A 14,518-nucleotide genomic window follows, 5' to 3' on the forward strand; every position below is an offset into this window, starting at 1 on the left:
AACAAAAATACACTTTGGTTGTTGAAATTTTAGGATATGTTTTTTTATTTTTTTTTGGTGTAGTTGGGATATATTGTTTGAGTACATGACTGTGGAATAAATATTGGTATAAGAAAATAAGCCGAAAGTAAAACAAGATTAATAAAATTTTTTAAAATAACGTTTTTTATTTGACTTTTAACAAAAATTATAATATTATGTTAATCGGTATTGTACCATAGTCATCAAAATACCATAGACAGCAACGGATTTTATTAAATCTTAATTATGTTGCCGAGGCATTATTGAGATATAGAACAATGACATGTTTTTATATTATTTAAATAATGTTTTAGGCAATTAATCCACTTGGTTAATTGCCCTTGCTTTTAAAATTATTATAGGGAGGCGAAGAATGAATCCAGCAATGAAAATTAAAACAGCAGTTGTTAATGAAATTATTAATAACTTTAAAAATTCTAATTCAGCAGTTATTGTTGAATATCAAAAATTAACGGTTGCTGAATTTACAGAACTAAGAAGAATGCTTACAAAACAAGATGTAAACATTAAAGTATATAAAAATAACTTAGTAAGTTTGGCTGCTAAAGAGGCAGGATTTGCTGAATTAGACCAATTTTTAACAGGTCCTAATGCTTTTGTGTTTGGTACAGGTGAACAGATGACTGCCGCAAAAACTTTAGCAAAATTTGCAAAAATACATCCAGCAATAAAATTAAAAGCTGGAATTTATGAGGGTAAAGTTTTAGATACAAAAGCAATTGTTGAAATTGCAGCATTACCAACAAAAGATGAATTATTATCAATGTTTGGAGCAAGTTTACTATACCCATTACGTATGTTTGCAATAGCAGTTAAAGAAATTGCTAAAACAAAAACTGAATAATTAGTTATGTTATTCAAAGATTTTATATAAAAATCTTAATGAGGAGGAAAATATTATGGCATTATCAAAAGATGATATTATTAAAGCATTAGAAGAAATGAAATTATCGGAATTAAATGAATTAGCAAAAGCAATTGAAGATCATTTTGGTGTTGTAGCTGCAGCTGCAGTTGCTGCTGTTCCCGCAGAAGCAGGAGCAGCAGCTGGTCCTTCAGAGGTTAATATTGTGTTAACAGATACAGGACCAAGTAAAGTTGCAATTATTAAATTAGTTAAAGAAATTACTGGAAAAGAATTAATGGCAGCAAAAGCAATTGTTGATAAATTACCAGCAGTAATTAAAGAAAAAGTAAGAATAGAAGAAGCAGAAGAAATTAAAGGACAATTAGTAACTGCTGGAGCTTCAGTTGACCTTAAATAATTTAATTTTTGGCATTCTGTATGATGAAGCGGAAAAAAGCAACTCTTGTTGAAGGGTTGCTTTTTTCCGCTTCATCATACAGAATGCCAAAACTTTAATAGTAAATATAATAAGTTAATTTTTCTATTTAATAAATTCATTTTTTACATCAAATCACATATAAAACTAGTGTGCCACAGTTAAAATATATGATAAATAATAAATACTAAAATCCTTTAACCATAACATGGAAAAAGTTTAATACTTTAATAATCAAAAAAATTGCAAACGGAATTAAAATAATTCACGCATCACCTAAAAAAACCATTATCTCAGGTAAAATATTTGTTATACCTTCTTTAACTTTTTCATAATGCACTAGTTAAACCAGTTCAAATACCAGTCATACCCTCAGACATAGTTTTAGGTGTATTTGCTAAAAAATTAACTGCTGTTGTTAAATACATATCTAACATTATTTTTTATCCTCCTTTCTTTCAATTTCTTTTTTCTTTTTTTCCTTGAATTTGTTTATTTTTTTGAGAAATTGATAAACCAATTCAAGCAAAAACCCCTAATATAATAACAACACTAAATATTGTCGTTAATTAAGTTGGCATATTACATCTCCTCTCTAAAAATATCGTGTCACGCTTTGCGTGTTCGCTACGCTCAAAATAAACAATATTGAATAAATTACCGCTAATAAATTACTCGGATAATTTATTCATTTTCTTTTACATTATTAATTACTATTTTATTTACAGTATTAATAACAATATTTTTTCGATATTTAATTACTAAGGACCGCAAAATAAAATAATGTTTCTTTTCAATAAAAAACAACTCCTTTCAAAGTTGATTTGTTGTACTTCGATTACAAAATGCATAATTAGTATTTTTTACTTTAATAGAAGTTTATAATTCTGCTGTTTTTGGGGTATCAGCAGCCATTGTTATTTGACCTAAATTAGGTACTGTAATAACTGTTGATAAAGCGAGTTTACCAATAATATAGTCAATCGGAACTCGATAAGTTTTATTTAAATTATTAATTGCTTGCGTAATTTATGATTGAGTTGGTTGTCTTTCTAAAATAATTTTACATGTTTTTGGATATAAAATTGTTGGTGTTGCATATTGAACTTTACCAATTCACTTAGGGTTATCAGTATCATTATCTAAAACTTGTTAAATAGTATCCATATTAATTGGATATGCTCAAACTTACTTATTAATAATTAAAACATTTACATTAGTAAAATCATAACCTTTATCACGATTAACTTGTCCTTTTGTATATGTTTTTTCTAAATGAAAACTTTTATATACTGGGATACCCATTGCTTTATTTTCATATAATTGACCATTTACCATTGCTTTTAATTGAGCTTGTGAACAAATTACTTTTAAATAAGCAGGTGTTAATCATAAATATCCTCTTCGTCCTAAAACCATAAACATTTTATCATTTGGTAAACCAAAATATAAATTACTAATTTGATTTGTTAATTCAATCAATGTTTAATTTAATGTAAAAAAAGCACAATTAGCACCATCAGCATTATCTGCTGTATAACTACGAAATGGAATTACTTCATATTGACCATCTGCTAAACAATAATCATAAATAGCCTGAATTAATTCACATTCTAAATTAACAAATTTATTTTGTACAACACTAGAAATAGCATCAGCAATAACACCATTTTTAATATTTTTGTTCTATTAATGCTAAGTAAAATGCTTCATTCATTAATTTTAAATTAAATCTTTTATCAATAGGAACTGGAATTCTTGTTAATTCCATAGTTTGAGTTGTTCCACCATTTGGTAATGAATAATCATTTTGTCATACCACACGATGAGTTAAATTATATAATGCTTGTCCTGCATTTGGTAATCAAGCAACTTCTTCAGCAGTTGCTGTTGCATACTGCATAATACTTGCATATTCATTATATAAAGGCTACGCAATAAAGCATTAAGCATATCAACATCGCTTTTTGATTTGTTGTATTACCTTTTAATGTAAAAGGTACTTGTGGCAAATTAATTGTTGCCATAATATTTCACTCCCTTATTATCTAAGGTTTTTAAGTGTAAAATCAGTTAATTTTTTAATTTCATCAGGTGTATATTAGCAATGAAATATATTAACTTATAGTATTTATTATTACAAATTATATTGTATTAGCAAAATAATATGATATTATTACCTTAGTTAAATAAAAAAAAATAAACAGACATTATTCTTATTAGTAATTGTATATCAATAAATAATAATTTCAAGTAAGAGATATTAAATCTCTTTTTTATATTTACTTTTTATTAAACAGCGGAACAGGAAAGACTAGAGCTCTCACATAGGTTTCCCGACCTAACATCTTAGCAGAATATTCTCTTGTCCATTTTGAGTACTGTCCCATATTTAAATACTTAATTTTATTATAACACTTTTATATTGTTTGTTTAGTAATTATATATAAAAAGTATTATATTACTAAAATAATAGTGTAAAATAAAGTTAACAGTTTATACTTTTAACAAAAAAGTAATTTACGGTTTTTTCTTTCCGCCTTAAAAAAGATTTATGCTGAATTGTTATTCGAACAAGAATAAAAAAAGAGAGGTTTATAAAAATGGCAATTACAAAATAACAATTAATTTAACAAGGTTTAAATGAAGAAATCGCAGATAATATTTTAAATGAATTTCATAATGAAACAAAACAAATTATTTAGGGAATACAAAAAAGAAAAGATACTATTTCAAAAGAAGACTATTTAAAAGTTGCTAATGAATTATATGAATCAAAAGCATTTAAAGATGTTCAATCTACTAAAATTGAAGATATTAAAACTAATTTAGAAAAAGTTAGTGGTAATTATTTAACTGAAAAATGCAAACTTTAAAAGAATTAAAACCTGATTTGTTTGTACAAGAGCAACCATCAGTTTCACCAACTAATTTTATTAAAGATATGATTGAAAAATCTACTGAAAATAAAAATGATGAAATTGAAACTATTAAAGAAAAAGGTGCATATACCCCCTTAAAACAAGTAATTAAGGTATTTACAATTACTTATATTTTATTGTATAATTTAATTAATAAATAAAAAGGGAGAATACAAATGAATAATTTAAATAAACGTGTAATTGTTTTTATGGTCTTTGGTTTTTTAACTTTACCAATTTTAATAGGCATTCCATTATTAATTTACGGTATTATTTTATTTAGTCAAAAAAATGAAATATAAAAGATATAACTAAAAAAATCTGAATTTACACAGTAATTATTTTTTTTAATTATTGGAATTTTCTTTGGAATATTATATAAATAATTAATAAAATAAGGAGACATACATATGAAAAGATTATTGACTTTATTTGGTGCAATTACATTAGTAGGTACAAGTACAACAAGTTTAGTTGCTTGTAATACACCACAAGAATATACAAAGAAAGAATTAACAAAACTAAAAGCAGAAAACAAAATAAATATAATAGATGAAACTATTAAATATAACTTAGAATGAATAGCACCACAAGAAAAACCATTTAATAATGTTGATAATAAATATTATTTTGTTGTTTGGCGTGGTGATAAAAATGATAATTTAAGATTAATTAAATTTAAAAATTATGATTTACAACACAATAAAATTTTAGATAAACATAATGAATGTGTACTTGTATTAGAATTTTTATCATCACATTATACAGATTTATTTATTCAAGAAAATAAATTTCCAAATCGCCGTTGATATTGAAAAAATGATAATGGTACATATATAAAATCAATTTATCGTTGAAATTTAGATACACAAGATCCTGAATTAATTTTAGATGAAAATGGTAATATAAAAGTTAACGGAGAATAGAAAAAGATATTTTACATCTCTTTTTATTTTTATCTTGGTTTTATTGAAATTTTAACTGGACTATCTCCTTTATTTCTAATACCTAAAACATTTGGGTTAGAAATATCTAATATAATATCTTTATCATTGCCTATATAACCTCCATCAGAAAATCCAAATAATATTCCTAATTGTGCAAATATTACTTTTTAAAATCTAATTTTTAATTTTATATTATTAGTATAATATGCTTGTGATATGCTTGTGAATATGTTTCTTTAACTTTTCATAATGCACTAGATAAACCAGTTCAAGTACCACTCATACTATCAGACATAGTTTTAGGTGTAGGTGATGTTAAAAAATTAACTGCTGTTGTTAAATACATACCTAACATTTTTTTATCCTCCTTTCTTTCAATTTCTTTTTTCTTTCCTTGAATTTGTTTATTTTTTTGATAAATTGATAAACCAATTCAAGCAAAAATTCCTAATATAATAACAACACTAAATATTGTCGTTAATCAAGTTGGCATATTATATCTCTTCTCTAAAAACTAAAAAATTTGTTGGGACACATGTTTCTTTTAACATTACTTAAGGAAGTAGAAAAGTATAACAGATTTAGTATTTTTAAAATATTTTATTTCTTCTTTTTGGTAGTAGTTGAGAAGGAATTTATTTATTAAAACATTTTAAAAATAAAAAAAATAGTTAAAGTTAAATCGCTAGTAAATTATTTTATTTTTTATTAGTTGTTATTAACATTGGTTTAATTCTAAATTTATTGCAATTGTTTTTATTATTTTTAACATCAGATTTTACTTTTAGTAATAATTATTTGTTAGAATGAAGATTATTGTCACAAAAGATTTTTTATGCTATTACAACAGCTATTAGTATTTTTATTTTATTCTTTATAATAATAACTTATTTATATCAATGAAAAATAATTATTTATTTTAATCGCCAAACATTAAAAAGTATTTTTAGTGAATATGACTTGAATGATAACCAAGTTAAAGTGTCTATTTTTAACAATATTAGTTTGTTTCAGTTTCTAGATAAATATTTAATTTGTAAAACAAATAGTAAATTTTATAATAAAATTACAACTTTTTTAATTGTAAAATTCAAGAAAATAATTATAATTTACAAATTTTACAAATAATAATATTACGATTGAAATATTATTAATCAAAAAAAATTAGTTTTTTTTAAACAAAAAAATAGATTTTTAAAAGTTCTGAAGGTGGTTAGTTTTTGAAAAGAATCTTAAGATTACTTTAATTGTTGTTAAAACCTTTCAAATTCTTTTGACTTTTTATATTTTTTTATCTGGTATTTTTCAATGAAACATCAAAAAATTGATTGTTTATAATTATAATGAAACAAATTATTTATTAAACCAGAATAACATTATTTATATTTTGAGTATACTTACTATTGTTTGCTTTATAATTGAGTTTTTGTTGTAAAGTATTATTTGCTTAATAAATTAGATTAATAAAAATGATAGTGCAATTACAGTTAATTTTTTAAAACTTATAATGTTAATTATTAGTCTTGGGTTATTTAGTTATTTTTTTTAGTAGTTTAAATTATTATGTTCAATATTTAAATTTAAATAATAATAATTTAATTACAAATCCTAGGTTAATTGTTGAGCGATTATTATTTTGATTACAAAAAGATTATATTCTAGGTATGGGACTTTTCTTATTATTTACCTTATTTTTTAGTAGTTTTAGTTTAATCATGGATTACTATACTTTAATTCGAATTACTTTAGGTACAAAAATTGGAAAATAAATTAGCCATTAATATCATTTTAAGCAATTATTTCAAAAAAAATGTACTAAATAATTATTATTTACTATTTAATAATTTAATAGTATAATTACTATATGGGGATGTTCCGGTTTCGACAGGAATGATCTACTAATATTGGCAGTAGTTTAGTAGACTATAATGCTACTAGGTTTGAAGAAACGCAAGCAAAAAACAAAAAGAAGACAAAATTGAAATGCCAGCTTTTATGATGAACAATCAATTAGCAGTATCAATGTTAGCAGCTTAATTCCTCGCTGTTAGAGGATCGCTAGCCGTAATAGTAGTTAATTGTAGATTATTAACTATTATCGTATCTCAAGTCTTAATCTAATAGAAATTCTAATTGATAATGTTAGAATTTTGAAAGTCTTATTATCTAATTATTTAATTAGTTGTCTAATCCTATTATTAAATAATGAAAAAAAGATGATTAGACTAAACTGTAGAAGATATTAGAATGTTATTTGTGGACGCGGGTTCAATTCCCGCCATCTCCACCATTTTTTATTTTTATTAAAAATAAGGTAGAAATTAAAAGAAACTTGTTTTGTCAAAGTACAAGGTTTGTTAAAAGAGGTGGAAGTAAATGAGTAATATTTTAAATATTATTTTTGTATATTTATTATTTATAATTATTTTTTTTATCATTTATATTTTTACATGAGGTTTAGTGCGTAATTCTTTTGCTCGTTTTTCAATTTATTATCAAGTTGTTATTGGTGGTGTTTTTGCAATTTTGGTTATTATTGCCCAAGGATTAATCCCATTTTTTGTGCCACCAAAAACTGGCGAAACCAATACAATGATTGCTATTAATATTTTTTTGCCAATAATAGTTTGTTGAATGATAGGTGTTTTTATTTCTTGCTTTGCCACAATTTTATATACGATTATTATTTTTACTTTTCTTTTTGCAATTTTACCATTTTTAAATAATAATTATTTTTTACCTTTAACAGGTACTCCTAATATTATTATGATTTCAGTACTTTATGTTTTAACCCTTCTAATTGTTTTTGTGAGTTGGTATTTTAAATGAACAAAATGAACTAGATGGTCTTTATTGACATTAACAGGATTCATTACGGCTTCAATTATTGTTTTAGCACAATCAAAAAGAATGGCTATGTCAGAAAACTTTGTAAGTGAATTATATGTTTTAGTGTGAATTACAATGACTTATTTTGCTTATAGTATTTGTGGTATTATTGAATTAATTTATGTTCATGCAATAAAATTACAAAATATTATTGAATATGACCGCAATAGTTATGTTCGTGAGGCTTTAGCACATGATGCTATTTATAATTTAATTCATAAGAATAAGATTCGTCGTGGAATTTATTTTACTTTTATGATTAATAATATTGAAAAACTAGATAAATTTCTAAATAGTAATGTTAAAAATAAAATTATTGATCTTATTTCTCATCAAGTTTTTACACTATGAAAAGAACAAAATGTTTTATTTTTTAAAGCAAGTTTAAATCATTTTGGAATTTTTCTTCCTCTTGATCAAATTGAAAAACCTGATATTAGTAGTATCTTATTACAAAATAAAAGTAAGTTACGATCAGAAACTGATTTGTTAAAACAATTTGAAATTTTATTGCGACAAGTTAATACTACTTTTATTTTAAAAAATTATAAAATAATTGTTAAATTACAAGGATATGCTTCATTATATGGATTACAATCAAATAATTTAAATAAGTTAAAAGAATATAATATTGCAACAGCAGATAATCGGTTAAATCTTGAATATTCAAATCAAATTATTTTTATTGATCCAGAAAATATTAAAGAATTGTCAAACCAAAAACGTAGTATTTTAGTTTTAAATGAACATATTCAGTTAGAAAAAATTGTTAGTTTATATTCTCCAATTATAAATGTAAATGATGGCCTTACATTAGCATATCATTATAGTAGTAATTTAGTTGATGGGGTTGATAGTGATTTAATATTTGGAAAAGATAGTAATACTTTTGGGGGAATTGTAAATGAAACAATGCTAGCTCGTTTTAATGCGGCATTAAATATTAAAAATTTTCATAAATTAGATAATTATTTAGAACAAAAATTATTCATTACTTATCCAGCTAGTTTTATTAGTAGTGATCAGTTTAATTTAAAAAAATTTGCAACAAAATTAATTGAATTAAAAGTAAAACCTGGTAATTTAATTTTAACTTTTGATTTAATGGAAACTGGATTTGATTCTGAAAAGTTTAAAAAAAATTTAAATACAATTAAAAATATTGGTATTGAAGTTGCTGTTAAAAATTTTGGAGCAATTGATACGGAATTAAATAGTTTGTACTATTATGAACCTAATTATGCTTTTTTTTCTCCAACAATTATTCGTGAAATGTTTATTCATTTACATTATCAAAATTTAATTAAAGAATATATTATTTTAGCAGAAAAACTTGATATTATTTTAATTGCACCACAAGTTAATAGTTATTTAGGATATAGTAAATTAAAAGAATTAAAAATTAATTATATGTTTGGTTCATTATTCGGAACTTATGATGAACCACAAAATGAAATTGGTAATGAGATAAAAATAGCTTTATTAAAAAACAGTCGGAAAGGATTTAAAGATGAGACTAAGAAATAAACCTTGAGCAACAGAATATATTATGGAGAATCTTACCTTTGCAATTCAAAATCCAGAATATTATAAGGGACAATGGGGAAAAATGATTTTTAAAAATAATAATCCCTTAAATATTGAAATTGGTTCTGGGAAAGGGGATTTTATTATAGCATTAGCAAAAAAATATCCAAATCAAAATTTTTTAGCAATCGATCGTTATCCATCAGTTTTAGTTTTAGCTTTAAAAAAAATAATTGCTGAAAATTTATCTAATTTAAAAATAATTGTTTTTGATGCTATTTTTTTACTAAAAATTTTTGCACATAAAGAAATTAATAAAATATATTTAAATTTCTCTGATCCTTGACCAAAAGTGCGACATGAAAAACGTCGGCTAACAAATAAAATATATTTAGATTTTTATCAAATTATTTTACAAGATAATGGTGAAATTCATTTTAAAACAGATAATAATCAATTATTTACTTATTCATTAGAATCATTTAAAGAAAATAATTGAAAAATTGTTGATTATACAACAAATTTATATCAGAGTCAGTATGCGGAAAATAATGTTTCAACTGAATATGAACGACGCTTTGTTAAACTTGGAAAAAATATTAATTATTTATATGCCAGGAAATAATTATATTAATTTTATTATTACTGGTTCATAAAAAGAAAGTATGTATTTTTTCACTAGGTAACGAAAATTGATAGCTAATAGGTTCTGTAAAATTTTTATTAATTATTAAATTTTGATAATAATATGTTAAATATTTATCAACTAGTTTAATTTTATTAATTGTGAATTTAATAATAATATCTTTTGTTTCAAAATAAGGAATTAATTCCGCTTTTTTAGGTTTGTTTTAACACTATTAGCATAAGCGCGAATTAATCCGCCAGACCATAATTTAATTCCCACAAAATAACGAATAACTAAACACACAACATTAGTTAAATTGTGATGAAGTAAAATTTCTAAAATTAGTTTGCCAGCAGTATTAGTTGGTTAGCCATCATCACTTTTTCGAATAATATTTTGATTTTTCCCAATAATGTAGACGTAACAGTTATGAGCAGCGTTTGGCTGTTGATTTGTTTTAATAAATTGAAGTGCATCATGTTTGGAAGTAACTTTTTGCAATAAACAAAGGAAGCGTAATTTTTTAATATTTATTTCATTAATAATTAATTTAGTTTCTTTTAGTTCTTGCAAGTTTTTTACCTTCCTTTTTATCTTTATTTTATCTTAATTATATTATCTTTTTTTCTTTTTTTGTTATAATTATTTTACAAAAACCAAAATTAATAATTTACTATAATTAAGATGCAATAGGAGAAAAGGAAATGTGAATAAAATACGCAGTTGGTTGAGGAGAGTTCTTTGATAATGAGATTAAAAAACCGTATTTTAAACAATTGTTAAATAACATTGATAGTGAATACCAAAATAAACTTTGTTACCCTGCAAAAACAGATATTTTTCGTTTGTTTACATTAATTGAGCCTAATGATATTAAAGTTGTTATTATTGGACAAGATCCATATCATGGTCCAGGCCAAGCAAATGGTTTAGCTTTTAGTATTAATGATGGTATTAAAACTCCGCCAAGTTTAGTCAATATTTTTCATGAATTAAAAAAAGACTTAGGTGTTGATCATTATGCTAGCGGTAATTTAGACCATTGAGCTAAAAAAGGTGTTTTTCTATATAATACAATTGGAAGTGTTGCTGCCCAAACGCCCTTAAGTCATAAGGATATTGGTTGAACTAATTTTAGTCAAAATTTAATTATTTATTTAAATGAGATTCGTAATGATATTGTATATGTTTTATGAGGCAATTATGCAAAACAGTATGGTGAATATATTTTGAATAAAATTAATCTTATTAAGGGAGCGCACCCATCACCCTTTAGTTACAATTTATTTAAGGATCAACAATTTTTTGTAAAAATTAACGATTTACTTTTAAAAAATAAAAAAAACATAATTGATTGAAAAATGTAATGTATAATTGATATATGTAAAATATTGACAGGATAAGAGAATTTATTTTATTAATATAGATTGTGGGGATATTATGGGTCTACTAACATCATTTAGTGATATATCAAAAATCTTATATAGTAATAAAATGGCATATATTGCTAGTGGTGTTATTGGTGCTCTTTTTATTATTTATTGTATTTATAGTGGTTTATATTATTTAATTAATCCTAAACGTTATCATGGTATTCGTTTTACAACGAAAAATATTGCGTATATTACAATGTTATCAGCAGTTTCAGCAACAGTTACTATTATTATTTCAATAACATTACCAATTACGGTTTTTCCTCCTGTGCGGATTGCTTTTGAAGGTTTAATGGTTAAAATTAGTGGATTTATTTTTGGACCAATCGTTGGACTTTTATCGGGGGTTGTTACTGATTTAATTGTTATGTTATTTGTTCCTTCTTATCTCCATGTTGCTTATATTATTGTAATTGCTTCATATGGATTTTTATCAGGTTGTGTATCTTCAATTAATCGTGCCGTTGGTAAGCATAAATGAGTTTTATTTATGTTAACAAATATTTTTATTTTGATTTTTGGAACTTTTGCTGAAGTAATGACATGATATTCACCATTTGAAACCGTTACATTATTTGTTGGATTGGAAGTTAGCAAAATTGTTTTAAGTTATATTATTGGTTTTGGTACAGGGGGAACTATTATCATTATATGAATTATTATGTTTGTTTATCGTCATTTTGATAAAACAAAAAAACGTTATTGAAATTTAGTTGCTATTATTATGCTTGCTGTTGTTAATGAATATTGAGTCACCACCTTGATATCCGCCTGAGGGGATATCGCCTTTTTAACAGTGTCACAGAATAAAAATGTTGGAACAGATGGTTATGGGGTAACTATGATTACGCGATTAGCAATGGCACCAATCAAAGTATTATTTAATTCGGCAATTATTTATATTACATATCGGGCTGTTTCCCCATTAATTCATAAAGATACTAATGCAAATTTACAATATTAAAATTTTTAAAAATAATTTTTATTGAAGTTATTTTTATTTATCTCTATATAATGATATTAGAAGTTATAAAATGGAGATGAAAATAATGGAAGTGAATTCACAAATTAAAAAATTGATTGATTTGGAATTAAAACGTCAACAAAATCATGTTGAATTGATTGCATCAGAAAATTATGTTAGTGAGGCAATTTTAGCTATTACAGGCTCAATTTTAACTAATAAGTATGCTGAAGGATATCCATTTCACCGATATTATGGATGATGTGAATATGTTGATCAAGTTGAACAATTAGCAATTGATAAGGCTAAGAAGTTATTTCAAGCTGAACATGCTAATGTTCAACCACATTCAGGTAGTCAAGCAAATGCTGCTGCTTATTATGCTTTGCTACAACCACGTGATACTATTTTAGCAATGGATTTAGCAGCAGGTGGTCACTTAACCCATGGTCATAATGTTAATTTTTCTGGTCGATTATATGATTTTCGTAGTTATCAAGTTGATCCTACAACCGAAATGTTAGATTATAATGAAATTGAAAAAATTGCAATTGAAGTAAAACCAAAATTAATTGTTGCTGGAGCCAGTGCCTATTCACGTGAGATTGATTTTAAAAAGTTCCGTGCAATTGCTGATAAAGTTGGAGCCTTATTAATAGTAGATATGGCTCATATTGCAGGATTAATTGCCGCTGGTTTACATCAATCCCCAATTCCATATGCTGCTGTTGTTACTTCGACAACACATAAAACATTGCGTGGACCTCGTGGGGGTTTAATTTTATCAAAGCAAAAATGAGCAAAAAAAATTAATAGTGCTGTTTTCCCGGGTAATCAAGGTGGACCATTAGAACATGTTATTGCCGCAAAGGCACAATGTTTTTTAGAGGCATTGCAACCAGATTTTAAAACATATCAAGCAGAAATTATTAATAATGCAAAAGTTCTAACAGAAACATTAAAAGCAAATAATCTGCGTTTAGTAGCTGATGGAATAGACAACCACTTATTAATGGTTGATGTTAAAAATAGTTTAGGAATTTCGGGTCAAATGGCGGAAGAAATTCTACAAAAAATTGGTATTATTTGCAACAAAAATATGATTCCATTTGATAAAGAATCATCGATGGTTACTAGTGGGATTCGGTTAGGAACAGCAGCTATGACAACACGTGGTTTTGGGAGCAAAGAATTTAAACAAATTGGAGAAATAATTTATAATGCTTTAAAAGAACCAACTGAAAATAATATTGTTAAATATCAAGAAGAAGTAAAAAACTTATTAAGTGATTTTCCAATTTACTCAACCTGAAAATTACAAGAGTAATTAAATTTAGAAATAACAAGTTAAAATATTGATTATCCTATTATTTTTAGTTATAATGTTATTGCTTTATACATTAAACCCTGGTACGGAATGATGTTAGGAGGCAGTGACATGAGACAAACAACTATCTTAAATTCAACTAAAGTTGAAAAAAAATGATATGTAATTGATGCTCAAGGTCTAGTTTTAGGACGTTTAGCAAGTAAAGTTGCAATGATATTAAGAGGAAAAAATAAACCATCTTATACTCCACATGTTGATTGTGGTGATAATGTTATTATTCTTAATGCTGATAAAATTAATTTATCAGGAAATAAATTAAAGGGTAAAATGTATTATAATCATTCACAACATCCTGGGGGATTAAGACGAACAACAGCAAAGGATATGTTAGTAAAAAAACCAATTTATCCTGTTGAACACGCAATTAAAGGAATGTTACCAAAAAATAAATTAGGAAGTAAATTATTCCGTAATTTATTTGTTTATGCTAGTAATAAACATCCACATGAAGCACAACAACCAATTAAATTAGAATTAACTAATAAATAAAAGGA

Annotated in this window: 18 protein-coding genes, 1 other RNA gene, 1 pseudogene and 1 other annotated feature; of the genes and pseudogenes, 13 read left to right on the forward strand and 7 right to left on the reverse strand. The window is 24.8% G+C overall.

Annotated elements, in window-relative coordinates:
- Positions 1 to 214 precede the first annotated feature (214 nt).
- Positions 215 to 322, forward strand: a sequence feature (ribosomal protein L10 leader region).
- Positions 323 to 394: 72 nt separating this feature from the next.
- Together rplJ and rplL are read left to right on the forward strand one after the other, a co-directional pair.
- On the forward strand, positions 395 to 886 hold the full coding sequence (gene rplJ / locus SKUN_RS00365; protein WP_053390378.1) for a 50S ribosomal protein L10: 492 nt from the start codon (positions 395 to 397) through the stop codon (positions 884 to 886).
- A gap of 55 nt (positions 887 to 941) precedes the next feature.
- On the forward strand, positions 942 to 1,307 hold the full coding sequence (rplL, locus tag SKUN_RS00370; RefSeq protein ID WP_053390379.1) for a 50S ribosomal protein L7/L12: 366 nt from the start codon (positions 942 to 944) through the stop codon (positions 1,305 to 1,307).
- Positions 1,308 to 1,512: 205 nt separating this feature from the next.
- On the opposite strand, the gene SKUN_RS10040 is transcribed toward rplL, so the two are convergent.
- The 5 genes from SKUN_RS10040 to SKUN_RS00380 all read right to left on the reverse strand — a co-directional run bounded on the left by SKUN_RS10040 (position 1,513) and on the right by SKUN_RS00380 (position 3,228).
- Positions 1,513 to 1,665 (reverse strand): hypothetical protein, encoded by a 153-nt coding sequence (locus SKUN_RS10040; RefSeq protein ID WP_235511199.1) that lies wholly within the window; start codon positions 1,663 to 1,665, stop codon positions 1,513 to 1,515.
- A 103-nt stretch (positions 1,666 to 1,768) separates the two neighbouring features.
- Positions 1,769 to 1,894 (reverse strand): hypothetical protein, encoded by a 126-nt coding sequence (locus SKUN_RS11535; protein WP_144416788.1) that lies wholly within the window; start codon positions 1,892 to 1,894, stop codon positions 1,769 to 1,771.
- A gap of 115 nt (positions 1,895 to 2,009) precedes the next feature.
- Complete coding sequence (locus SKUN_RS11135) at positions 2,010 to 2,132, reverse strand: hypothetical protein (protein ID WP_268794842.1); 123 nt, start codon at positions 2,130 to 2,132, stop codon at positions 2,010 to 2,012.
- A 381-nt stretch (positions 2,133 to 2,513) separates the two neighbouring features.
- The gene (locus SKUN_RS00375) at positions 2,514 to 2,807 is read right to left on the reverse strand and encodes a hypothetical protein (RefSeq protein WP_053390380.1); all 294 of its coding nucleotides are present in this window, start codon (positions 2,805 to 2,807) and stop codon (positions 2,514 to 2,516) included.
- A gap of 190 nt (positions 2,808 to 2,997) precedes the next feature.
- Positions 2,998 to 3,228, reverse strand: coding sequence for a hypothetical protein (locus SKUN_RS00380; RefSeq protein WP_053390381.1), 231 nt, complete (start codon positions 3,226 to 3,228; stop codon positions 2,998 to 3,000).
- A gap of 960 nt (positions 3,229 to 4,188) precedes the next feature.
- Between SKUN_RS00380 and SKUN_RS00385 the strand changes: the two genes are divergently transcribed.
- From SKUN_RS00385 to SKUN_RS00390, 3 genes are all read left to right on the forward strand, one after another.
- Positions 4,189 to 4,407 carry a hypothetical protein gene (locus SKUN_RS00385; RefSeq protein WP_053390382.1) on the forward strand — a complete coding sequence of 73 codons (219 nt, stop codon included), beginning with the start codon at positions 4,189 to 4,191 and terminating at the stop codon, positions 4,405 to 4,407.
- Between the two features lie 15 nt (positions 4,408 to 4,422).
- Positions 4,423 to 4,548: a hypothetical protein gene (locus tag SKUN_RS11140; protein ID WP_268794843.1), complete on the forward strand. Its 126-nt coding sequence runs from the start codon at positions 4,423 to 4,425 to the stop codon at positions 4,546 to 4,548.
- A 108-nt stretch (positions 4,549 to 4,656) separates the two neighbouring features.
- On the forward strand, positions 4,657 to 5,172 hold the full coding sequence (locus SKUN_RS00390; protein ID WP_053390383.1) for a lipoprotein: 516 nt from the start codon (positions 4,657 to 4,659) through the stop codon (positions 5,170 to 5,172).
- Positions 5,173 to 5,380: 208 nt separating this feature from the next.
- Here SKUN_RS00390 and SKUN_RS10045 read toward each other — a convergent pair whose 3' ends face one another.
- Complete coding sequence (locus SKUN_RS10045) at positions 5,381 to 5,686, reverse strand: hypothetical protein (protein ID WP_053390384.1); 306 nt, start codon at positions 5,684 to 5,686, stop codon at positions 5,381 to 5,383.
- A 1,030-nt stretch (positions 5,687 to 6,716) separates the two neighbouring features.
- Between SKUN_RS10045 and SKUN_RS10050 the strand changes: the two genes are divergently transcribed.
- The 4 genes from SKUN_RS10050 (at position 6,717) to trmB (ending at position 10,234) form a co-directional block, all read left to right on the forward strand.
- Complete coding sequence (locus SKUN_RS10050; protein ID WP_235511204.1) at positions 6,717 to 6,962, forward strand: hypothetical protein; 246 nt, start codon at positions 6,717 to 6,719, stop codon at positions 6,960 to 6,962.
- Between the two features lie 97 nt (positions 6,963 to 7,059).
- Positions 7,060 to 7,483: a transfer-messenger RNA gene (gene ssrA / locus SKUN_RS08135) on the forward strand.
- Positions 7,484 to 7,569: 86 nt separating this feature from the next.
- Positions 7,570 to 9,609 carry an EAL domain-containing protein gene (locus SKUN_RS00405; RefSeq protein WP_053390385.1) on the forward strand — a complete coding sequence of 680 codons (2,040 nt, stop codon included), beginning with the start codon at positions 7,570 to 7,572 and terminating at the stop codon, positions 9,607 to 9,609.
- Positions 9,593 to 10,234, forward strand: a complete 642-nt coding sequence (gene trmB / locus SKUN_RS00410) for a tRNA (guanosine(46)-N7)-methyltransferase TrmB (protein ID WP_053390386.1) — start codon at positions 9,593 to 9,595, stop codon at positions 10,232 to 10,234. Before SKUN_RS00405 ends, trmB begins: the two co-directional genes overlap by 17 nt.
- Positions 10,235 to 10,435: 201 nt before the next feature.
- Here the strand turns inward: trmB and SKUN_RS10055 are convergent.
- A pseudogene (locus SKUN_RS10055) lies at positions 10,436 to 10,810 on the reverse strand (IMPACT family protein).
- A 131-nt stretch (positions 10,811 to 10,941) separates the two neighbouring features.
- On the opposite strand from SKUN_RS10055, the gene SKUN_RS00420 reads away from it, so the two are divergent.
- From SKUN_RS00420 to rplM, 4 genes are all read left to right on the forward strand, one after another.
- Positions 10,942 to 11,604: a uracil-DNA glycosylase gene (locus tag SKUN_RS00420; protein WP_053390387.1), complete on the forward strand. Its 663-nt coding sequence runs from the start codon at positions 10,942 to 10,944 to the stop codon at positions 11,602 to 11,604.
- A 73-nt stretch (positions 11,605 to 11,677) separates the two neighbouring features.
- Entirely contained in the window at positions 11,678 to 12,634 is a 957-nt protein-coding gene (locus SKUN_RS00425; RefSeq protein WP_053390388.1) for a hypothetical protein, read from the forward strand.
- Positions 12,635 to 12,719: 85 nt separating this feature from the next.
- Positions 12,720 to 13,961 (forward strand): serine hydroxymethyltransferase, encoded by a 1,242-nt coding sequence (locus SKUN_RS00430; RefSeq protein WP_053391567.1) that lies wholly within the window; start codon positions 12,720 to 12,722, stop codon positions 13,959 to 13,961.
- A 111-nt stretch (positions 13,962 to 14,072) separates the two neighbouring features.
- On the forward strand, positions 14,073 to 14,513 hold the full coding sequence (rplM, locus tag SKUN_RS00435) for a 50S ribosomal protein L13 (RefSeq protein ID WP_053390389.1): 441 nt from the start codon (positions 14,073 to 14,075) through the stop codon (positions 14,511 to 14,513).
- Positions 14,514 to 14,518 lie beyond the last annotated feature (5 nt).

The sequence above is a fragment of the Spiroplasma kunkelii CR2-3x genome, from assembly GCF_001274875.1.
Classification (GTDB): domain Bacteria; phylum Bacillota_I; class Bacilli_A; order Mycoplasmatales; family Mycoplasmataceae; genus Spiroplasma; species Spiroplasma kunkelii.